Genomic DNA, 22,526 nt, shown 5'->3' with positions numbered 1-22,526 from the left:
GGATGTGAGTTTGTTCGAGCGCACCAGTAAACGCTTACTGCCAACATTAGCGGCCCACACGTTGTACAACCATGCACTGCCATTGCTTGAAGGGATGCAACGGGCCCGCGATGCGCTGCGCAACTTTCGTGGAGAATCGGTCCGAACACTGGCGATTGGAGTGCTGCAAACGGTACTCAATCTGGTGCCGCAACTGCTGGAGCAACTGCGCAAGGCTCAGCCACATCTGGTGGTGCAAATTTTTGAATTGTCGGGGCTGGAGATAGAGCGGCGCTTACTCAACGGTGCGCTGGATATCGGTATCAGCTTTTTACCCGCTCACCAGCCCGGCCTGCACAGCCTGTTACTTTACGAAGACGAGCTGCAACTGGTCATACCCGCCGCACACCCGCTGCGCGAGTTCAAAAAAGTGTCGGTCAGTCAGGCGGCAGAGTTGCCAATGCTGTTGCTCAGTGAGGAGTATCAAGTGCGGCAACTCTGGCAGGCACAACTGGCTATTTTAGGTCGTCGCCCCCACGTGCAAGCCGAACTCAATAGCATGACCGGAATACTCGACAGCCTGATCAATACCACGCTGGCGACGGTGATGCCGGGGCGGGTACAGCGGATTCAGAACACTGCATCGTTGTTGTGGAAACCGCTGACCGAGCCGCGTGTGCCGCTCAAGGTCGGGCTGGTGTATCGAGATGCGCAACGTCATCAACCCACGCTGGAGTTGCTACGGTCGCTGCTGGAGGAAGGAGGAACGGGTCGCTAAATCGCGCACAAAAAGAAAACCCCGCCGAAGCGGGGTTTTGCAGACTGTTTCCCTGACATCCTTTTCTCCCCACCATCCTGGCAGGCATCCCTACGTGTCCCTGTTGTGTTTTTTGCGCTTCCTGCGCTACGTCCTTGTTAAGTAGATTAGCTTTGGATCCATTCAAGGGATAGAGGGTAAACAGCAGCACGCTATGTAAGCAATTGCTTACATAGCGTCAGACCTGTCCGACACGTTTTAGAATTGAGACGCATCCAGCAAAAACAACGATTCGCTGCCGGCTTTGACCGATGCACTCAAGGAATGGATGCGGGGCAACAATCGCGCAAAATAGAAGCGGGCAGTTCCCAGTTTGCTGGCGTAAAAATCGTCCTGTGTTTCTTTGCCCAACGCCGCGCGAGCCATCAACGCCCACATGTAGGCGTACGCCGTGTAGCCAAATGCATGCAGATATTCGACGGACGCTGCGCCAATTTCATTAGCGTCGGTCTTGGATCGATCCAGGACCCAATCGGTCAATTCGTCGAGGTTATCCAGCGCTGCGTTCAACGGCTTGGTGAACTCAGCCATCTCGCTACCAGCAGCGGCGGTGAATTGGCGAATCTCGTCGGCGAATAGGGCGTAATACGCGCCGCCATTGCCCACAATTTTGCGCCCAACCAAGTCCAACGCTTGAATGCCGTTGGTGCCTTCGTAGATCTGCGTGATACGTACATCGCGCACCAGTTGCTCTTGGCCCCACTCGCGAATAAAACCGTGACCGCCGAACACCTGCTGGCCGTGTACTGTGGTTTCCAACCCAAGGTCGGTAAGAAACGCTTTGGCCACAGGCGTCAGCAAAGCCACTAGATCATCAGCACGTTTGCGCGTAACTGGGTCTTCGCTGAATTTCGCCGTGTCCAGTTGCATCGCCACGTAGGTGGAAAATGCACGCCCGCCTTCGTTAGACGCTTTCATGGTCAACAGCATGCGACGCACGTCCGGGTGAACAATGATCGGATCAGCCACCTTGTCCTTGGCTTTCGCACCGGTAGGCGAACGGCTTTGCAGTCGATCGCGGGCATATTCGATTGCGTTTTGATACGAACGCTCGCCAGAGGCCAGGCCTTGAATGCCGACGCCCAGACGCTCGTAGTTCATCATGGTAAACATCGCCGCCAAACCACGGTTCGGCTCACCAACCAGATAACCCACCGCTTCATCGAAGTTCATCACGCAGGTCGCGGACGCCTGGATGCCCATTTTGTGTTCGATGGAACCGCAGGTGACGGGGTTACGCGCGCCCAGGCTACCGTCGGCATTGACCATGAACTTGGGCACCAGGAACAACGAAATACCTTTAGGCCCCGCAGGCGCGTCCGGCAGTTTCGCCAAGACCAAGTGAATGATGTTTTCCGTCAGGTCGTGCTCGCCGCCGGTGATGAAAATCTTGGTGCCGCTGACCTTGTACGATCCGTCCGCCTGGGGCTCAGCCTTGGTGCGAATGATCCCCAAATCGGTGCCCGCGTGGGACTCGGTCAAGCACATGGAGCCGGCCCAAACCCCTGAATACATGTTTGGCAGGTAGATCGCTTTCAGCTCTTCGCTGGCGTGGGTGTTGATCGATACGCACGCACCGGAGGTCAGCATTGGGTACAAGCCGAACGCCAGACTGGACGAGTTGATCATCTCTTCAACTTGCGCAGAAACGGCTTTGGGCATGCCCATCCCGCCAAATTCAGGATCGCCGCCCACACCAACCCAACCGCCTTCAGCGTAAGTCTGATAAGCCTGCACAAAACCCGCCGGAGTGGTGACGACGCCGTCGTTCCAGTGGCAGCCTTCTTCATCGGCGGCGCGGCTTAGTGGCGCGATGCTTTTGCTGGTGACTTTGCCCGCCTCTTCAAGAATTGCTTCTACCGTTTCGGCGTCGACTGTTTCAGCTAATGCCGGCAGTTGAGCCCAGAGCTTGGCAACGTCGAAAACCTCATTGAGGACGAAACGCATATCGCGCAGGGGCGCTTTATAGTCAGCCATGGCAAACCTCGCGGAAATTGAGCCGTTGAAACGAAGGCTCCGAGTGTACCCGAACACCATTTGCGACACATAGGGTCAGTGCGTGACCAAATAATATAATCCGGTCACAAAATCCTATAAAGCAAACATCTCCGCGGGTAATTGCATCAGGCAATCACTGCCCGCCTCAATCGCCGCCTGATGGGCGGTGGTGCGTGGCAGAAGGCGCTTAAAGTAAAACTCGCAGGTTGCCAGTTTGCCCTGGCAATAGGCCGCGTCGCCGCTGCCATTATCCAGTTGGGCTTGGGCCACCAACGCCATGCGCAACCACAGATAGCCAAGGATGATGTAACCGCTGTACATCAAGTAATCCAGCGCGGCCGCGCCCACTTCGTCAGGGTTTTTCATCGCCGCCATGCCAATCTTGGTGGTCAGTTCGCCCCACTGTTTATTCAGACCATTGAGCTGAGCGACAAAGCCTTTGAGTTGCGGATGTTCGGCATTGGCTTCGCAAAACTTATGCACGATTTTAGTAAACCCGCGCAGTAACTTGCCTTGGCTGCCCAGCACTTTACGGCCCAGCAGGTCGAGCGCCTGGATACCGTTGGTGACTTCGTAGATCGGCGCAATTCGGCAGTCTCGGACCAACTGCTCCATGCCCCACTCACGAATAAATCCATGACCACCAAACACCTGCATCCCGAGATTGGTGACTTCCAAACCGGTCTCGGTCATGAACGCTTTGCAGATTGGCGTGAGAAACGCCAAGAGGTTTTCAGCCTCATCACGCTGACCAGCGTCACTGCTCATGTGCGCAGTGTCGAGCATCTGCGCGGTGAAGTAGGTCAACGCGCGATTGCCTTCGTTGAAGGCTTTCATAGTCAGCAACATACGGCGGACGTCAGGATGGACGATGATCGGATCAGCGACTTTGTCCGGTGCCTTGGGGCCGGTCAGTGAACGCATCTGCAAGCGCTCATTGGCGTATTTGATCGCGCCCTGAAAACTGGCCTCGCCCAAACACAGGCCCTGCATACCGGTGCCCAGACGCGCGTGGTTCATCATGGTGAACATGCAATTGAGGCCCTTATTGGCCTCACCGATCAAATAGCCCGTCGCGTTATCGAAGTTGATTACACAGGTGGCCGACGCCTTGATCCCCATCTTGTGTTCGATGGAACCGCACGACACGCCATTGCGCTGCCCTGCATCACCCGCCGCGTCGGGCAAAAACTTGGGCACGATGAACAGTGAGATACCTCGGGTACCGGCTGGCGCATCTGGCAGCTTCGCCAATACCAAATGGACGATGTTCTGGCTCATGTTGTGTTCGCCAGCGGAGATGAATATCTTGCTGCCCGAAATACCGTAACTGCCGTCGGCCTGGGGCACGGCACGGGTTTTAATAATGCCCAGGTCGGTCCCGCAGTGGGCCTCGGTCAGGCACATGGTCCCAGTCCACTCGCCCTCGGTGAGCTTGGTCAGGTAGGCTTGTTTTTGCTCTTCGGTGCCGTGGGTGTGGATCGCCGACATCGCGCCATGAGTCAGTCCTGGATACATGCCCCATGACGTGTTGCTCGACCCGATCATCTCGCTGATGACCAACCCCAACGACAGCGGTAAACCTTGCCCTCCATACGCAGGATCCGCAGCCAGGCCATGCCAGCCGCCTTCAACGTACTGGGCGAACGCCTCTTTGAAACCTTTGGGGGTGGTAACAACGCCCTTATCGAAATGGCAGCCTTCTTCATCGCCTGGGCGGTTTAATGGCGACAACACTTGCTCGCAGAACTTGGCGCCTTCTTCGAGGATCGCACTGACCATGTCCGGGCTGACGTCATGGGCGCCGATGGACTGGTAATGGGCGGGGAAATCGAACACGTTGTCGATCAAAAAGCGCATGTCGCGCAAGGGGGCTTTGTACTCAGGCATGGTCATTCCTCCGGCAGCAGATGACCCAACCTACTGCGCGAAGAGGGCCCGAACAATCACAGTCCAGACGCTGAATGCACGCTCATAACTTAACTGGCAGCGCGGGCCATACGCACCGCGCCACGCCGGTTCTGGCCATGCGCGACCACGCAATTTCGGCCAGCGCCCTTGGCACTGTACAGCGCCTGGTCAGCGGATTTGAGTACTTCCTCGGGCGTACGCTGATCCAACTGCCGTTCGGCTACGCCGATGCTGACAGTGACTGACACGCTGGAGGCTTGCGCGCCGATCCTGCGCTGACGGCCTTGCTGGTCGTCATTCGGGCGGTCGTCATGACGCAGCTTGATGCTGTACGTGGCGATGGCTTCGCGGATCAGATCCAGGTGCGGCGTGCACTCTTCCAGCGTTTGGCCGGCAAAGACCAGGGCAAACTCTTCGCCGCCATAACGGTAAGCCCGCCCGCCGCCGGTTACTTTTGACAACTTACTCGCTACCAGTCGCAGCACTTGATCGCCGACATCATGGCCGTGTGTGTCGTTGAATTTCTTGAAGTGATCAACGTCGGCCATGGCCAGCACGTAATTGCGCCCCAACCGTTGCAGACGCTCGTTGAGCGCGCGGCGGCCGGGCAATCCGGTGAGTTCATCGCGGAAGGCCATTTGATACGCTTCATGGGCCACTGCGGCCGCGATCATCAGCATCACTTGGCTGCACATGATGTTTAACGTGAAGGGCAAGATGAACGTTTTTGGCAGCGCCCAGAACAGACCGATCAAACCGACGATTTGCGCAGCATGCAGGGGCCGGGGCTTGCGCACGTACTGCACGATCACCAGCAAGAAAGCGACGAAGAACACCGGATAGGCCAACTGAATCAGGCTCATCCAGTTGCCATGCAAGGTGGGCCATCGGATCTCGGCTAACCACGCCAACAGTGCCTGCGGGAAGCTTTGTTCCAGCGCCAACGCAACGCTGCCGAACGCCAGTAACACCGCAAACCGCGCAACCATATCGCGGAACAGATGCGTGCGCTCTTCCCATCCAGCGAACAGGCCATAAAGCAGTGGCAGCAACAAACTGCACAAGTGGAAAGTAACGGCGGCGTCTTCGCGCACTTTGCCATTGTCGCGGTAATAATCGGTTTGGGTATCAAGCAGGAAATAAGCGATGTACACGGTGATCATCAGAAACAGCTCGCGCTGACGCCGATAGACCGCGCAATAAGCCCCACCCAACAGCAACACCAATGTTGGGAGCACATTAAACAGCGAGGTGAAAAACACGTTGAGATCTTTTACATACGCGGCCGCTAACCCCGCCAGCAGCAACAGCAGCGAGGGAAGGAAATGACTGAAACGTGCGGCAGAGAAACGCTGCAAAAGAGGATGGCTCCTACCCGACATGAGACGGTAGATGGCATTGTGCCTTTATCCTTTTAGATACGCACCTACATGACACCAAATACCTGACTAATCCTCTTTAACGGCCGCAAGCCCGGGAAGTTGACTGTTTAATTGATACCTACCAGACGCAAAAAAGCCGCGTCCCCCGAGAGAGAAGCGGCTTTTGTAGGGGCGGTAATTGCCTGAAAGGCTTAATAACCCAGTGCGAAGTTCTCCTCTTTCATGTCCATCAGGTTGTTAGCGCCCGACAGCATGGTGACCACGTGAGTACGGGTACGCGGCAAGATACGCTGGAAGTAGAAGCGCGCCGTTTGCAGCTTGGCGGTGTAGAACGCTTCTTCAGTGGTGCCAGCAGCCAGTTTTTCAGCCGCCAGGCGCGCCATGTCAGCCCAGAAATAGGCCAGGCAGGCATAACCGGAATACATCAGGTAATCGACCGAAGCGGCACCGACTTCCTCACGGTCTTTCATGGCAGCCATACCGACCTTCATGGTCAGCTCGCCCCACTCTTTGTTCAGCGCAGCCAAAGGTTCAACGAACTCTTTAACCGCTTCATTGCCTTCGTTGGTCTGACAAAACTTGTGGACGATCTTGGTGAAGCCTTTGAGTGCTTCGCCCTGAGTCATCAACACTTTGCGACCGAGCAGGTCCAGCGCCTGAATACCGGTGGTGCCTTCGTACAGCATGGAAATACGGCTGTCGCGAACGTTCTGCTCCATGCCCCACTCAGCGATGAAACCGTGGCCACCGTAGATTTGCACGCCGTGGTTAGCGGACTCGAAGCCCACTTCAGTCATGAACGCTTTGGCGATTGGCGTCATGAATGCCAACAGGCCGTCAGCTTGTTTCTTCTGCTCAGCGTCTTGACCGTACTTGACGATATCGACCAGTTTGGCAGTGAAGTAGACCATTGCACGGTTACCTTCAGCGAAGGCTTTCATGGTCAACAGCATGCGACGCACATCAGGGTGAACGATGATCGGGTCAGCGGCTTTCTCTGGCGCTTTCGGGCCAGTCAGCGAACGCATTTGCAAGCGATCACGGGCATATTTCAAGCCACCCTGAAAACCAATCTCAGCGTGAGCCAGGCCCTGCAATGCAGTGCCCAGACGCGCGGTGTTCATGAAGGTGAACATGCAGTTCAAGCCTTTGTTCGGCGGGCCGATCAAGAAGCCAGTGGCAGCATCAAAGTTCATCACGCACGTTGCATTGCCGTGGATGCCCATTTTGTGTTCAAGGGAGCCACACGTCACTGCGTTGCGAGCGCCAACGCTGCCATCAGCGTTGGGCATAAACTTCGGCACGATGAACAGCGAGATTCCTTTGGTGCCAGCCGGTGCGTCCGGCAGGCGAGCCAGCACGATGTGGACGATGTTATCGGCCATGTCGTGTTCGCCAGCGGAGATGAAGATCTTGGTGCCGCTAATTTTGTAGGAGCCGTCAGCCTGAGGTTCAGCCTTGGTACGCAACATGCCCAAGTCGGTACCGCAATGCGATTCGGTCAGGCACATAGTGCCGGTCCATTCGCCCGACACCAGTTTGGTGAGGTAAGCGTGCTGCTGTTCTTCGGTGCCGTGTTCGGAAATGGTATTCATCGCGCCATGTGACAGGCCTGGGTACATGCCCCACGACCAGTTGGCCTCGCCAACCATCTCACTGACCGCCAGACCGAGCGACTCGGGCAGGCCTTGACCGCCATGCGCCACGTCGTGAGCCAGACTCGGCCAGCCACCTTCAACGAATTGCTGATAAGCCTGCTTGAAGCCCGTCGGGGTTTTCACGCCGGACTCACTCCAGGTGCAACCTTCGGAGTCGCCAACACGGTTCAACGGAGCCAACACCTGCTCACAAAACTTGGCGCCTTCTTCGAGAATGGCGTCAACCATGTCCGCAGTAGCGTCCTGGCAAGCCGGCAGGCTTTGATAATGAGCTTCGTAGCCGAGCAGTTCGTCACGTACGAAGCGAATATCACGCAAGGGGGCCTTGTAGTCAGGCATAGCGATAAACCTCTGCTGAGAATCCTGGAACGAATGATCGAAGGCCGATCAAACAGTTGTTTGAAACATACGTTTACGCCTAAACCTTGTCAAGCACAGCGCGCATTCCATTCATCGTCAGCACGTCAAACAACGCACACGAGCGCGCCGAAGAGCCTTGGTCAGGAGCCGGCTTTTGAATAGCTAAAGTTTAGTTGAGTACGGCGCAGATGCAGGGGCTTGCGAGGTTTACGTGGTGCGCCGCAGGGCACCACAGAGACGGGAATCAGGCGTGAGTATCGATCAATGTACCGAGCACTTCATCAGAAGCTTTTGCAACCTTGACGCCGAGTTCCGCCTGGATCTTGCCAAGGGAAAGCTCTACTGCACTGTTCGCCAGATCGGTCTGCTGGCTGCGATCAACCGAATGCAGGCGCTCGACTTGCTGGTTCGAGGACTGGCTCTTGGCCGAAGAGTCACCGGTGCTGGTGGATACGCTGTCGTCGCTGGTAACACTGGATTTAGCGATCTGCGTGGCGGCTTGGTCGACACGAGCCAGACCCGACTGGATAAGGTTCACGCCCGACGTAAAAGCGCTGGTATTGGAGACTTGCATGGGACAGACCCTCAGTTCATAAAACGAACAGCTGCCATTGAAGCAGACCAAACGGCAAAAGGCCCGACAAAAAGACTAATGGCAATTGGCTAGTCGATAGCCAGGGCAATGCAAAATATCTGCGCGTATTCAGCGCCAAGTCGAGATTCTGTACGACCGAATTTATTCGGGAAGCGGGCGATAGGGTTTGTCTGTCACACCGCGCCGCGCCCTTCGCGAACAAGTTCGCTCCCACCGGAATGGGGTGTTACCGACGATTTGACGCCGTGCGCAGAACTATGTGGGAGGGAACTTGTTCACGAAGCGAGCGACTCGGTCTGCCTGATGTACCGCGCAGCTGCGTTCATTCGCGAACAAGCTCCCACCGGATCGCGTGAGTTTCGGGCGCTTTGCGTTACTAATCCAACAACTCCAAATGCAGATATTCCGCCACTGCCTCCGCAGTCGGTTTCTTCAATCTCGGTACACGCCCCAAACACGGCGCAGGCAAGCGCTCTGCCAAAGTGGCGAGGTTTTCTTCAATGCGCGAGGTCTTGCCGTCGATGATGTTAGCCACCCAACCAGCCAATTGCAGGCCGTCGCGGGCAATGGCTTCGGCGGTCAGCAGTGCATGGCTGATGCAGCCTAACCGTACGCCGACCACCAAAATTACCGGCAACTGCAACGCCGTCGCCAGGTCGGACAAATTAGCTTGGTCCGCCAGCGGCACACGCCAGCCGCCTGCGCCTTCGATCAAGGTGAAATCGGCGCCTTTGCTCAGTATGTTACGCATCGGCTCAAGCAATGACTTCACGGTCAAGGCAACGCCGGCTTCTCGCGCCGCCAGATGCGGAGCAATAGCAGGCTCAAACGCAACTGGATTGACCTCCTCGTAGGTCAGCTTCACCGAGCATTCAGCCATCAATGCCAAGGCGTCGCTGTTGCGCAGGCCCTCAGGTCCGACAACGCAATCTGATGCGACCGGCTTACCCGCTGCCGTGCTTAAACCGGATTGGCGTGCGGCGTACAGCAGTCCGGTTGCGATAGTGGTCTTGCCAACGTCCGTGTCGGTACCGGTGATGAAATACGAACTGCTCATCTCAGTGCCTGTTATTTATGATTTTTCCAACACCGCGTAGACCACTTGATAAGTGGCTGGCAGCCCTTCGCTGTCACGAAACCGCTCGTAAGCATCAATTAGCCCGGTGATACGCGCCCGCCCGGTCAAACCACCGGGCCGGCCTGGATTGATATTGTGCGCGCCCAACGCCTTCAATTCATGTGTCAGGCTGCGCACATCCGGATAGTGCAGCACATGCGGCTGCACCTCGAGGCTTCGCACTCGCAAACCGCTGGCCGCGCACAGTCGATTATAGTCGTCGACGTCGCGGAAGCGATTGACATGGACCATGCCGTCCACCGCCTGCCAACTGTCGCGCAGCTCATACAAGGTGCCCACGCACAAACTGGCAAACGCCAGCACACCGCCCGGTTGCAGCACTCGACGCGCTTCGCTAAGCACCGCAGCGAAATCGGCACACCATTGCACTGCCAAACTGGAAAAAATTAGCCCGCAGCTGTGGTCCGCCAGCGGCATGCGTTCGGCATCCCCAACGACAAAATGCTCTGCACCACCCAAGGGCCTCGCATGGCGCAACATGCCTTCAGCAATGTCCAGGGCAACGCCTTCGCTGGCGGCGAACGTCTCAGCGAGAGTTCGGCTGAAATAACCGGTGCCGCTCCCCAGGTCCAACCAACGCGAAGGATTTAATGATTCGGGCAAGCGCACAAGCAATTCGCTGCCCACTGCACGTTGCAGTTCAGCCACGCTGTCATAACTGGCAGCCGCGCGGGAAAAGGAGGCCGCTACCTGGCGCTTATCGGGCAACACGCCCGACGATTCAACATCGGGTTGTTTGAAGAAGGACAAATCAGTCATCACCGGACTCATGTAAAAAGGCCTGGATTGCGGCAGCCACTCCATGTGGGTTTTCCAGAATGAAGGCGTGACTGGCCTGCTCGATCACGCCGACTTCCACATCCGGCAGCATGCTCAACAAATCGCTGGCCGCCTCTGCTGGCACCAACGCGTCAAGGCCAGCAAACACGTGCAGTTGTGGCCCGCGATAAGCCTGCAACGCATTGCGAGTATCCAATTGCGCCAGCAGTTTCAATCCATGCAGCAGCGCGTCGGGCGACGTGTGCGGTGCGGCAGCATTCAGCAGCCGCGCCAGGCCGCGAGGGTCTTCGGCGCCTTGTACGCACAACAGGCTGAAACGCTTGAGAGTGCCGTGCGGATCAACTGTACAGCCCGCAAGAAACGCATCGAATGCGTCCGGCGACATCGCATTGGGCCAATCGCTACGGGAAACAAAACAACTGTTGCTGGCCAACGTCAGCAAGCCGCAGCACCGGTCTGCGCGGCGTGCCGCAAGCTCCGTTGCCAGCATGCCGCCCAACGACCAGCCGCCCAGCCAGGCGTTGTCCGGCAACGTCGCGTCCAGCTCATCGAGCAACTCGCTCAGTTCGATGTCGCCGAACGCCGACAGCTGAAAGTCCGGCAACGGCTCGACGTCCACCCTCAGATGCTCATCCAAGCCACACAGCGCTGCGGCCAATGGCTCTAAAGGTGAGATCCCGAGCCCCCAACCGGGTAGCAAAATCAGACGATCACGCATGGTCCGTTCCCACCGAGTCGCATGCATCAAGCAGCGGATAACACTGCGCCAATGCATTCAACAATAGCTGCACTTGCGCTTCGCTGTGGGCTGCGGACAGCGTCACACGTAAACGAGCACTGCCGGCCGGGACAGTGGGCGGGCGAATCGCGGTCACCAACAGCCCTCTATCACGCAACATCTGTGACAGGCGCAAGGCGCGGCCACTGTCGCCAATCAAGATCGGCTGAATGGGAGTGAAGCTGTTCACCAACTGCAAACCGATCTGCTCTGCCCCGTGGCGAAACTGCTGAATCAAGCGCTGCAGATGCTCACGGCGCCAGTGTTCGGTGCGCAGTATTTCAAGGCTTTTCAGGGTGGCGCAGGCCAACGCAGGCGGTTGGCTTGTGGTGTAGATGTAGGGCCGAGCAAATTGAATCAAAGTTTCGATCAGCTCTTCGCTGCCTGCGACAAAAGCGCCAGCGGTGCCGAAGGCTTTGCCCAGCGTGCCGACCAATACCGGCACGTCTTCCATGCTTAACCCAAAATGCTCGACGGCACCCGCACCGTTAGCGCCCAGCGGGCCGAAACCGTGGGCGTCATCGACCATCAACCAAGCGCCTTTGGCTTTAGCAACCTGTGCCAATGCCGGCAAGTCAGCCAAATCGCCGTCCATGCTGAACACGCCATCGGTGACCACCAGCGTATTGCCGGTGGCTTTTTCCAGGCGCGAGGCGAGACTGTCGGGGTCGTTGTGTAAATAGCGGGAAAACCGGGCACCGCTGAGTAAACCGGCATCCAGCAAAGAAGCGTGGTTGAGGCGGTCTTCGATGACGCTATCGCCCTTCCCCACCAGCGCAGTGACCGCGCCAAGGTTGGCCATGTAGCCGTTGGAAAACAGCAACGCGCGTGGGCGGCCGGTCAAGTCAGCCAGGGCTTCTTCGAGTTCGTGGTGCGGGCTGCTATGGCCAATCACCAAGTGCGAAGCGCCGCCGCCCACACCCCAGCGATCAGCGCCCGCTTGCCACGCTGCAATTACTTCGGGGTGATTGGCCAAGCCGAGGTAGTCATTGTTGCAGAACGCCAACAGTGGCTGGCCATCGACAACGACTTCAGGACCTTGCGGGCTTTGCAGCAACGGGCGAAGACGGTACAGCTGTTCAGCGCGACGAGCAGCCAGACGCGTGCGGAGATCGAAAGACATGCAGGCCTCTTGGGTGTTTGGATAGCTTTTCTGTAGGAGCGCGCTTGTCCCGCGATAGCGTCAGGCCTGTTGGCATTGACGCCACCTGACACAACCCATCGCGGGCAAGCGCGCTCCTACAAGGCCGAATCAGACCGCAGCGGCGTCGTAGAACATTTCGCTGCTTTTTTGCTCGATCAAGGCCTGCTCGATGGCCGCTTGATGCACTTCGTCTGAGTGCTCCACACCGGCTTCCGGAAGGATGCCCAGACGCGAGAACAACTGCATATCCTTGTCTGCCTGTGGGTTGGCAGTAGTCAGCAGCTTGTCACCGTAGAAAATCGAGTTAGCGCCTGCAAAGAAGGCCAGCGCTTGCATCTGCTCATTCATCGCTTCGCGACCGGCAGACAAGCGCACGTGGGATTGCGGCATCATGATCCGCGCCACCGCCAGCATGCGGATGAAGTCAAACGGGTCGATGTCTTCGGCGTTTTCCAACGGCGTACCGGCGACCTTGACCAACATGTTGATCGGCACCGATTCAGGGTGCTCAGGCAGGTTCGCCAATTGCATCAGCAGGCCAGCACGGTCGTCCAGGCTTTCACCCATGCCGAGAATGCCGCCAGAGCAGATCTTCATTCCCGACTCACGCACATAGGCCAAGGTCTGCAGACGCTCGCCGTAGGTGCGGGTGGTGATGATGCTGCCGTAGAACTCAGGCGAGGTGTCGAGGTTATGGTTGTAGTAATCCAACCCGGCGTCAGCCAGCGCAGTGGTTTGATCCTGATCGAGACGACCCAGGGTCATGCAGGTTTCGAGGCCCATGGCTTTCACACCCTTGACCATCTCCAGCACGTACGGCATGTCTTTAGCCGACGGGTGCTTCCAGGCAGCGCCCATGCAAAAGCGCGTCGAGCCGATGGATTTAGCCCGAGCGGCCTCTTCCAAAACTTTCTGCACTTCCAGAAGCTTCTCTTTTTCCAGCCCGGTGTTGTAGTGGCCGGACTGCGGACAGTATTTGCAATCTTCCGGGCAGGCACCGGTTTTGATCGAGAGCAGCGTCGACACCTGAACACGGTTGGCGTCGAAGTGAGCGCGGTGCACGGTCTGCGCCTGAAACAACAGGTCATTGAACGGCTGTACGAACAGCGCTCTGACCTCGGATAAAGTCCAGTCGTGACGCAGAGTGGCGGTGATGCTGGCGCTCATTGGGCGGCTCCTTGTTTGTTTCTTGGCTTGCGCGAACGAGCGTGGCTAAAACACACGCCCAAACGTACTACACGGATGTTCGGCATATTTAAGGAAGAGCCATGCGCTGTCAACCATATAGCACACATCAGGTTTACATCTGGTTAAAAAACAAACAATCATGCTTGTTGTGCGACGAAAGCACAGACGCGCTATTTGCCATCTGCGCTGGCTGTGAAACCGATTTGCCGTGGCTAGGGGATAACTGTGAACGCTGCGCGCTGCCGATGCCAATGGCCGGTCTGACCTGCGGCCAATGCCGCCGACAGCCACCCGCATTCAGCGACGTCGTGGTGCCTTGGCGTTACGACTTCCCGGTCGACAGCTTGATTACACGCTTCAAGCACGAAGGAAAATGGCCCATGGGCCGCTTGCTGGCAGAACTGCTTGGGGAGGCCTTGCAGCATCGCATCGACGAAGGACTGCCACGCCCGGATTGCCTGCTGCCGGTGCCGCTGGCGAAAAAACGCCAGCGCAAACGCGGCTACAACCAATCAGAAATGTTGACCCGGTGGCTTGGCAAGCAACTGGACTTGGTTTCCGATGATCGCTTGTTGCTCAGAGTGCTGGAAACCTCGAGCCAGCAGGGCCTGGACGCCAAAGCCCGACAAATCAACCTGCGCAAAGCTTTTGCCATCGCCGTAGATGCGCAGGTGAAAGGTCGGCATTTTGCGCTGGTCGATGACGTGCTCACCACTGGCGCAACAGTTAATGCACTGGCTCAGCTGTTAATAGCAGCCGGCGCGCGGCGGGTGGATGTGTATTGTTTGGCACGAACGCCGAAGCCGCAGGATTAAACGCGACAGCTACTATGATTGAATTTTCGACCGATCACACTTCTGCTTCTGGCCCTGTGGGACCGAACTTGTTCGGGAAGCGGGCAACGCGGTTTGTCTGGGATACCGTGTTGTTGCTTTCGCGAACAAGTTCGCTCCCACCGAATCGCGGTATGAAGCGAGATTCTGTGGAAAGCCTCGCCGTGTGCCTTACACTCCAAACCTCACCACAAAAGCCAAACCATCATGCCCCTGCCTCTGCTCCTCACTCAGCACATGGTCCGTCGCCCGCAGCGGATTGCTTTGCTTCAGCACATCGCCGATCAGGGGTCGATTACCCGTGCGGCGAAAAGCGCGGGGCTGAGTTATAAGGCGACGTGGGATGCTATCGATGAGTTGAACAACCTCGCGCAAAAACCCTTGGTCGAGCGCAGTGTTGGGGGGCGTGGTGGGGGCGGCGCGCAGTTGTCGGCGGAAGGTGAACGGGTGTTGCGCCTCTACCAGCGCTTGCAAGCGTTGCAGGCTCAGGTGCTCGAAGCAGCCGAAGAAACCGGTGATTTGGGGCTACTCAGCCGACTAATGCTGCGCACCAGCGCTCGCAATCAACTGCACGGCCGCATCGAATCGATCACGCGCCAAGGGCATAACGACCGGGTGCGTTTGCTGCTGGCGGGGGACTTGTCGATTGACGCGCAAATCACCCATGAAAGCACCCTGCGACTCGAACTGGCGGTCGGCACTGACGTTGTGGCCCTGATCAAGGCCGGTTGGCTCGAACTGCTCGGCGATGGGCAACCGGTAACCCCCGGCCACAACTGTCTGGAGGGGAAAATCGAAGACATTCTCGACGCGGAAGACGGCCCCAGTGAAGTGCGAATGTCCCTTCCTAGCGGTCAGACCCTGTGTTCTCTGGCCGAGCCTGCGCAGCTTGCGGCCCTTCAGCTGAAAAAAGGCGCGTCGGTGCGCGCGCAGTTTGCACCGACGTACGTGCTGTTGGGTACGCCGTTGTAGCCAAGCGACTCACCGCTTATGGCTGAAGATCGAGACCCGTTGTGTCAGGCCGAGCCCAGTGCGTTACCATATCGGGCCCGACGCGGCAGCCTGCTGCGCGCAGGAGTAAGCATGGCCCACCCGTTTGCAACACTCACGCCTGACCTGGTGCTTGATGCTGTCGAAAGCATCGGCTTTCTCAGCGACGCCCGCATTCTTGCGCTCAACAGTTACGAAAACCGTGTGTATCAAGTCGGCATCGAAGACGGCGAGCCGCTGATTGCCAAGTTCTACCGGCCACAGCGCTGGACCAACGACGCAATTCTCGAAGAACACAGCTTCACCTTCGAACTGGCCGAGGTTGATATCCCAGTGGTCGCGCCCTTGATCCATAACGGCGAAACCCTGCATGAACACGCCGGTTTCCGCTTCACCCTGTTCCCACGTCGCGGCGGACGGGCGCCAGAGCCGGGCAACCTTGACCAACTGTATCGCCTCGGGCAGCTGTTAGGCCGCATACACGCCGTTGGCGCCACCAAGCCATTCGAGCACCGCGAAGCGCTTGGCGTTAAAAACTTCGGTCACGACTCGCTGGCCTTCTTGCTGGAAAACAACTGCATTCCACGTAGCCTGTTGCCGGCTTACGAGTCGGTTGCTCGTGATTTACTCAAGCGCGTCGAAGATGTGTACGCCGCCACACCGCATAAAAACATCCGCATGCACGGCGACTGCCACCCCGGCAACATGATGGCTCGCGATGAAATGTTCCACATCGTCGACCTTGATGACTGCCGCATGGGTCCGGCAGCGCAGGACATCTGGATGATGCTGGCGGGTGATCGGCAGGAATGCCTGAGCCAACTGTCCGAGCTGATGGATGGCTACAGCGAATTTCATGACTTCAATCCACGCGAGCTGGCGCTGATCGAACCGTTGCGTGCCTTACGCCTGATGCACTACAGCGCATGGCTCGCTCGGCGCTGGGACGACCCAGCCTTTCCGCACAGTTTCCCTTGGTTCGGGACCGAGCGTTATTGGGGCGATCAAGTGTTGGCGCTGCGTGAGCAGTTGTCGGCACTCAACGAAGAGCCGTTGAAGCTGTTTTAACCCTCGTATCAGGCGTCGTTGCTTGCGAGCAGCGGCGCCGGTAATTGAGCCACCGCCTGTTTACTCGCTGCACAAGGAACTTGCATGCACGCCGTCAACCCGCGTCGCGGGTACATCCTTGGCCTCACGGCCTACATCACGTGGGGCTTGTTCCCGCTCTATTTCAAAGCCATCGCCACTGTCCCGTCAGTAGAGATCATCGTCCATCGCGTGCTGTGGTCCGCAGTGTGCGGCTCGCTGTTGCTTGTGCTGTGGAAACATCCGGGCTGGTGGCGTGAGCTGCGCGACAATCCGCGTCGCTTCGCCGTGCTCACCTTGAGCGGAAGCCTGATTGCGGTTAACTGGCTGACCTATGTCTGGGCCGTGAATAACGGACGCATGGTCGAAGCCAGCCTCGGTTATTACATCAACCCGCTGGTGAATGTGCTGTTGGGCATGCTGCTGTTAGGTGAGCGCTTGCGGCCTCTGCAATGGTTGGCAGTGGGGTTGGCGGCGGTCGGGGTTGCGCAGCAGGTGTGGCACGTTGGCAGCCTGCCGTGGGTATCGCTGGTGTTGGCGGTGTCTTTCGCCTTCTACGGCCTTATCCGCAAACAGGCACCGGTGGCTGCATTGCCGGGCTTGGTGGTGGAAACCTGGTTGTTAGTGCCGCTGGCGATTGGCTGGATGCTGTTAAACCCTTCTGCCGTCAGCGCACAAAGCAGTTTTTGGACGACGTCTGAGGCTTGGTGGTTAGCGGCCGCAGGGCCCATCACGGTGATGCCGTTAATCTGCTTCAACGCAGCAGCCCGGCATTTGCCCTATACCACCCTGGGCTTCCTGCAATATGTGGCGCCCACCTTGGTGCTGGCGTTGGCGGTGCTGGTATTCGGTGAACAGCTTTCAAGTACCACGCTGCTGGCATTTGCATTTATCTGGACGGGATTGGCGGTTTACAGCGTCGACATTTGGCTGCGCTCTCGTCGAAACAGCTGATCATAAAACGTACAGCGCGGTGTAAGCCACACTGGCCGTGGCCTACAGCGATCTCTCCATAGGTTATCCACAGCCTCGTTGAAGCTATTTGTGCACAACTCATTGAAACTGTTGGTTTTTTGACCAACGGTCGCTACGCCTTGATCAACGCGGCCCGCAGCGCTGTCTCCCCAGGTTATCCACAGGCAGGTCCACTTATAACTTGGATAACCTTTCAACATCTGTAGGGCCGAACTCATTCGGGAAGCGAACGGTGCGGCGTGTCAGGTGTACTGCGGTGTTGCCTTCGCGAACAAGTTCGCTCCCACCGGGATTTGGAAAATCCCTACTCACTCTTCGGCTTTCAATACCAGCTCAACCATCAAATCGTCCGCCAGTGTTTCCAGACGCTTTTGCAATACGTCCAATGACAACGTCAGCGGTACACCCAGAATCGCTTCCGCATGAAACAGCAACTCGCTGCTCATCGGCGCCGGGCTGACGCTGGTGACCAAACGCTCAAGGTTTACCCCCTGCTCAGCCAGCACCCGGGTGATGTCACGCACGATGCCCGGTCGGTCATTGCCCACCAATTCCATGGCGATCGGCTTCCAACTGCATGACTGCTCTATTTCACTTTGCGCCACCAAGACACGTATACCGCGCTCGGCTAACGCTTGTAGGGCATCGAGCATTTCATCGTGGGATTCGGCAGGCACTCCAACTTTGACTACCCCGGCAAATTGTCCAGCCAACCGCGACATACGACTTTCCAGCCAATTACCGCCATGTGCGGCAATGCATTCGGCGATGCGCTCAACTTGGCCCGGTTGATCGGGAGCAAATACAGTTATGACGAGATGATCCACGGACAATCCTCTTATTCTGAAAACGCTCGGCACTGAACAGTGCCCGTACGACGAGCTGCCCCAGAAGTATAGGCAAGGGCTGCCCACCTCGGGACAAAACAAATCGTGTACTGTTTCTAGAATTATCTGGAACAATCTGTATTTTTTTTGAGAACATCCCATGTCCCAGAGTGACCCGAAGCTGATTAAGGGTCGTTGAATGACGTAATTACCCAGATTTTCACAACCCAATGCTTCATGTAGTATGCCGCAGCGCGCACTACATAATGTTTGATCGATGAAAAGCTAACCGCTGAGCAGAGTGAGGCAAGTAATGACTGAACACGTTCAAGTCGGTGGCCTTCAGGTCGCCAAAGTCCTGTTGGACTTCGTCAATAACGAAGCCATCCCGGAAACCGGCCTTGATGCCGCCACGTTCTGGATCGGAGCAGAAAAGCTCATCAATGAGCTAGCACCGAAGAACAAAGCCCTACTCGCCAAACGTGATGATTTCCAGGCACAAATTGATGCCTGGCACCAAGCTCAAGCAGGGGCTGCACATGATGCAGCGGCTTATAAAGCCTTCCTGCAAGAAATCGGGTACCTGTTGCCAGAAGCCGCAGACTTCCAGATAACCACGCAAAACGTTGACGATGAAGTCGCTCGCATGGCGGGTCCACAATTAGTGGTTCCTGTCATGAATGCACGCTTTGCCCTCAACGCGTCGAACGCCCGCTGGGGCTCGCTGTACGATGCGCTCTACGGCACTGACGCCATCAGCGAAGCCGATGGCGCGGAGAAAACCAAGGGTTACAACAAGGTCCGTGGCGATAAGGTCATTGCCTTCGCCCGCGCCTTCCTCGACGAAGCCGCGCCTTTGGCTGCTGGCTCCCATGTGGATTCCACGGGTTATAAGCTGATCGACGGCAAGCTGGTCGTTGCTCTCAAGGGCGGCAGCAACTCAGGCCTGGAAAACGACGCACAATTGATCGGCTATCAAGGTCAGGCGTCAGCGCCTACTGCGATCCTGCTCAAACACAACGGCCTGCATTTTGAGATTCAGATTGACGCTTCCAGCCCTGTAGGCCAAACCGACGCAGCCGGCGTAAAAGACGTACTGATGGAAGCCGCGCTGACCACCATCATGGACTGCGAAGACTCCATCGCGGCGGTTGATGCTGACGATAAAGTCGTGGTCTACCGTAACTGGCTGGGCTTGATGAAAGGTGACTTGGCTGAACAAGTGACCAAAGGCGGCGAAACGTTTACCCGCACCATGAATGCCGACCGCGTGTACACCGCGCCGAACGGTGGCGAGGTCAGCCTGCACGGCCGCTCGTTGCTGTTCATCCGCAACGTTGGTCACCTGATGACCATCGACGCGATTCTCGACAAGGACGGCAACGAGGTACCGGAAGGCATTCTCGACGGCCTGCTGACCAGCCTCGCCGCGATTCACAGCCTCAACGGCAAAAGCCAACGCACCAACAGCCGCGCAGGCTCGGTATATATCGTCAAACCGAAAATGCATGGCCCGGAAGAAGCGGCGTTCACTAACGAACTGTTCGGACGCGTGGAAGACGTGCTGAACTTACCGCGCAACACGCTGAAAGTCGGGATCATGGACGAGGAGCGACGCACCACGGTCAACCTCAAAGCCTGCATTCAGGCCGCCAGTGAGCGCGTGGTGTTTATCAACACGGGGTTCCTTGATCGCACCGGCGATGAGATTCACACGTCCATGGAAGCAGGCCCGGTCGTGCGCAAAGCGCAGATGAAAGCCGAAAAGTGGATCAGTGCTTACGAGAACTGGAACGTCGATATCGGTTTGAGCTGTGGCCTGCAAGGTCGTGCGCAAATCGGTAAAGGCATGTGGGCCATGCCTGACCTGATGGCGGCGATGCTTGAGCAGAAAATTGCTCACCCGTTGGCAGGTGCCAATACTGCCTGGGTCCCATCGCCGACTGCCGCTGCACTGCACGCACTGCATTATCACAAGGTCGATGTGTTCGCCCGCCAAGCTGAGCTGGCCAAACGCGCTCGCGCCTCAATCGACGATATCCTGACCATCCCACTGGCGCCCAATACAGACTGGACGCCTGAAGAGGTCCAGAACGAACTGGACAACAATGCTCAGGGGATTCTGGGGTATGTGGTGCGTTGGATTGATCAGGGCGTGGGTTGCTCGAAGGTGCCAGACATCAATGACATCGGCTTGATGGAAGACCGCGCCACACTGCGGATTTCCAGTCAGCACATCGCCAACTGGTTGCGCCATGGCGTGGTCAACGAAACCCAAGTGGTCCAAAGCCTCAAGCGCATGGCGCCCGTTGTTGACCGGCAGAACGCCAACGACCCGCTGTACCGCCCGCTGGCGCCGGATTTCGACAGCAACATCGCTTTTCAGGCGGCGCTTGAACTGGTGATCGAAGGGACTAAACAACCCAACGGCTACACCGAGCCAGTGCTGCACCGTCGACGTCGTGAGTTCAAGGCGAAAAACGGGTTGTAGCCGAAAGCAAAACCTCTGTGGGACCGAATTTATTCGGGAAGCTGGCGACGCGGTGTTCTTGACAGACCGCGTCGTGGCCTTCGCGAACAAGTTCGCTCCCACAGATTCACCGCAAATCCCGTGGGACCGAATTCATTCGGGAAGCGGCCTCACACCATCCCCAATTCCCGCCTCACCAACTCCAGCAGCCTGGCTGTATTAATCGGTTTTAGCAAAAAATCCACCACGCTCAAATGCATTGCCGCAATGGCGTCTGGAACGTTCGCATCGCCAGACATAATGATGATTGGCAGTGCCGCCAGCGTTGACTCGCGCACCCAGCGAATCAGGTCCAGCCCGCTGTATGGCTCCATGCGCAAGTCCGTAATCAGCAAGCCAATGGATTTTCGGGCTTCAAGCAGACTCATCGCCGAGGCGCCCCCGGCAGCGGTCATGCAGTTGATGCCATTCAAACTGAGAATTTCAGCCAGCAGCTCTCGCGAGTCCCGATCGTCATCGACGATCAGTACCCTTTGTTGCGCAAGCGGATCAGAGCTCTGTATCGCCTCATTGATCGCTTCGCGCTCTTCATCACTCAAAATATCGAGATCGGGCATACATATCTCAAATCGTTCGATCCATCACTAGGACAGCGAATCAACAACGATGCGCTGACGTTTTGTCGGTTTCCCACCCTAGACTTACGTCCAATGGGCACGTGTGCACAAGCGGTCGACCATGTCTGTCGAAAACCGACTCTAAAAACAGTTCTACATAAGCGGTATTGGTCATGAGTAAGGCAGATGCTTTCACCCAGGCAGGCAAGACGGCGGTGTTGCAGAACATACACGGCACCATCCAATTCCTGCAAAAATTCCCACCGTTCAACCAGATGGAAAACGCCCACCTCGCGTATCTGGTGGAACAGTGCCAGCTGCGTTTTTATGCGGCCGAAGAAAGCATAATCAAGCCTAGCGACGGACCGGTAGAGCATTTTTACATTGTAAAAACCGGTCGGGTAGTCGGCGAGCGCACCCACCCAGCGAAGAGTGCAACCGAAACCACGTTCGAAATATCCACGGGCGAGTGCTTTCCGCTGGCTGCGCTGCTGGGCGAACGCGCCACGCGCACCGAACACCTGGCAGCTGAAGACACGTTTTGCCTGCAACTAAACAAGCTGGCATTCATCAAACTGTTCGCCATTTCCAGCATTTTCCGCGACTTCGCATTACGCGGGGTCAGCAGCTTACTCGATCAAGTTAACCAACAGGTGCAACAACGCGCCGCCGAAACCTTGGGCACCCAGTATTCGCTGAACTCGCGCCTTGGCGAACTGGCCATGCGTCACCCCGTGACCTGCAGCCCTGATACCCCGCTGCGTGAAGCGGTCAAACTGATGCATGAGCAACAGGTTGGCAGCATTGTGATCGTCGATGAACATAAAGCGCCGCTGGGTATATTCACCCTGCGCGACTTGCGTCAGGTGGTGGCTGACGGTACCGATGACTTCGGCATCCCCATCGAAAAAAGCATGATTCAAAAACCGTTTTTTCTCAGTCCCGATGCCAGCGCTTTTGACGCGGCCATTGCGATGACTGAACGGCACATTGCCCATGT

19 protein-coding genes are annotated in these 22,526 nt (G+C 57.1%); 7 read left to right on the top strand and 12 right to left on the bottom strand.

The window, feature by feature from the left end; genetic code table 11:
• Positions 1-757: LysR family transcriptional regulator substrate-binding protein (locus M0974_RS25235; protein ID WP_297843483.1), on the top strand; the 757-nt coding region annotated here is incomplete at its 5' end.
• Between the two features lie 237 nt (positions 758-994).
• On the opposite strand, the gene M0974_RS25230 is transcribed toward M0974_RS25235, so the two are convergent.
• From M0974_RS25230 to bioB, 10 genes are all read right to left on the bottom strand, one after another.
• Entirely contained in the window at positions 995-2,773 is a 1,779-nt protein-coding gene (locus M0974_RS25230; protein ID WP_297843480.1) for an acyl-CoA dehydrogenase C-terminal domain-containing protein, read from the bottom strand.
• A 114-nt stretch (positions 2,774-2,887) separates the two neighbouring features.
• Positions 2,888-4,684, bottom strand: a complete 1,797-nt coding sequence (locus M0974_RS25225) for an acyl-CoA dehydrogenase C-terminal domain-containing protein (protein WP_297843477.1) — start codon at positions 4,682-4,684, stop codon at positions 2,888-2,890.
• Between the two features lie 89 nt (positions 4,685-4,773).
• Positions 4,774-6,063 (bottom strand): diguanylate cyclase, encoded by a 1,290-nt coding sequence (locus M0974_RS25220; RefSeq protein ID WP_297843474.1) that lies wholly within the window; start codon positions 6,061-6,063, stop codon positions 4,774-4,776.
• A 215-nt stretch (positions 6,064-6,278) separates the two neighbouring features.
• Positions 6,279-8,084 (bottom strand): phenylacyl-CoA dehydrogenase, encoded by a 1,806-nt coding sequence (locus M0974_RS25215; protein WP_297843471.1) that lies wholly within the window; start codon positions 8,082-8,084, stop codon positions 6,279-6,281.
• A 265-nt stretch (positions 8,085-8,349) separates the two neighbouring features.
• On the bottom strand, positions 8,350-8,679 hold the full coding sequence (locus M0974_RS25210) for a pyrroloquinoline quinone biosynthesis protein PqqE (RefSeq protein ID WP_297843468.1): 330 nt from the start codon (positions 8,677-8,679) through the stop codon (positions 8,350-8,352).
• A gap of 397 nt (positions 8,680-9,076) precedes the next feature.
• Positions 9,077-9,757, bottom strand: a complete 681-nt coding sequence (gene bioD / locus M0974_RS25205) for a dethiobiotin synthase (RefSeq protein WP_297843466.1) — start codon at positions 9,755-9,757, stop codon at positions 9,077-9,079.
• 15 nt (positions 9,758-9,772) lie between these two features.
• The gene (gene bioC / locus M0974_RS25200) at positions 9,773-10,597 is read right to left on the bottom strand and encodes a malonyl-ACP O-methyltransferase BioC (RefSeq protein WP_297843463.1); all 825 of its coding nucleotides are present in this window, start codon (positions 10,595-10,597) and stop codon (positions 9,773-9,775) included.
• On the bottom strand, positions 10,590-11,336 hold the full coding sequence (locus M0974_RS25195; RefSeq protein ID WP_297843460.1) for an alpha/beta fold hydrolase: 747 nt from the start codon (positions 11,334-11,336) through the stop codon (positions 10,590-10,592). The genes bioC and M0974_RS25195 overlap by 8 nt, the downstream gene beginning before the upstream one ends.
• Positions 11,329-12,519, bottom strand: coding sequence for an 8-amino-7-oxononanoate synthase (gene bioF, locus M0974_RS25190; RefSeq protein ID WP_297843457.1), 1,191 nt, complete (start codon positions 12,517-12,519; stop codon positions 11,329-11,331). Before bioF ends, M0974_RS25195 begins: the two co-directional genes overlap by 8 nt.
• Before the next feature lie 129 nt (positions 12,520-12,648).
• Positions 12,649-13,707: a biotin synthase BioB gene (gene bioB, locus M0974_RS25185; protein WP_297843454.1), complete on the bottom strand. Its 1,059-nt coding sequence runs from the start codon at positions 13,705-13,707 to the stop codon at positions 12,649-12,651.
• A 101-nt stretch (positions 13,708-13,808) separates the two neighbouring features.
• Here bioB and M0974_RS25180 point away from each other — a divergent pair, with 101 nt between their 5' ends.
• The 4 genes from M0974_RS25180 to rarD all read left to right on the top strand — a co-directional run bounded on the left by M0974_RS25180 (position 13,809) and on the right by rarD (position 17,591).
• Positions 13,809-14,543, top strand: a complete 735-nt coding sequence (locus tag M0974_RS25180; protein ID WP_297843452.1) for a ComF family protein — start codon at positions 13,809-13,811, stop codon at positions 14,541-14,543.
• Positions 14,544-14,768: 225 nt separating this feature from the next.
• Positions 14,769-15,533: a TOBE domain-containing protein gene (locus M0974_RS25175; RefSeq protein WP_297843450.1), complete on the top strand. Its 765-nt coding sequence runs from the start codon at positions 14,769-14,771 to the stop codon at positions 15,531-15,533.
• Positions 15,534-15,644: 111 nt separating this feature from the next.
• The gene (locus M0974_RS25170; protein WP_297843447.1) at positions 15,645-16,619 is read left to right on the top strand and encodes a serine/threonine protein kinase; all 975 of its coding nucleotides are present in this window, start codon (positions 15,645-15,647) and stop codon (positions 16,617-16,619) included.
• 84 nt (positions 16,620-16,703) lie between these two features.
• Positions 16,704-17,591: an EamA family transporter RarD gene (gene rarD, locus M0974_RS25165; protein ID WP_297843445.1), complete on the top strand. Its 888-nt coding sequence runs from the start codon at positions 16,704-16,706 to the stop codon at positions 17,589-17,591.
• 329 nt (positions 17,592-17,920) lie between these two features.
• Here the strand turns inward: rarD and M0974_RS25160 are convergent, their stop codons facing one another.
• Positions 17,921-18,439, bottom strand: coding sequence for an ACT domain-containing protein (locus M0974_RS25160; RefSeq protein ID WP_297843443.1), 519 nt, complete (start codon positions 18,437-18,439; stop codon positions 17,921-17,923).
• 313 nt (positions 18,440-18,752) lie between these two features.
• Between M0974_RS25160 and M0974_RS25155 the strand changes: the two genes are divergently transcribed.
• Positions 18,753-20,930 carry a malate synthase G gene (locus M0974_RS25155; protein ID WP_297843440.1) on the top strand — a complete coding sequence of 726 codons (2,178 nt, stop codon included), beginning with the start codon at positions 18,753-18,755 and terminating at the stop codon, positions 20,928-20,930.
• A gap of 149 nt (positions 20,931-21,079) precedes the next feature.
• Here the strand turns inward: M0974_RS25155 and M0974_RS25150 are convergent, their stop codons facing one another.
• Positions 21,080-21,526 carry a response regulator gene (locus M0974_RS25150; protein ID WP_297843437.1) on the bottom strand — a complete coding sequence of 149 codons (447 nt, stop codon included), beginning with the start codon at positions 21,524-21,526 and terminating at the stop codon, positions 21,080-21,082.
• A gap of 173 nt (positions 21,527-21,699) precedes the next feature.
• Here M0974_RS25150 and M0974_RS25145 point away from each other — a divergent pair.
• The coding region (locus M0974_RS25145; RefSeq protein ID WP_297843434.1) for a CBS domain-containing protein at positions 21,700-22,526 on the top strand (827 nt) is incomplete at its 3' end.

It is taken from the genome of Pseudomonas sp. (assembly GCF_026224925.1).
GTDB lineage: Bacteria > Pseudomonadota > Gammaproteobacteria > Pseudomonadales > Pseudomonadaceae > Aquipseudomonas.
Note: the sequence above shows the minus strand (reverse complement) of the source record. Positions and strands in the feature narration are given on the sequence as shown.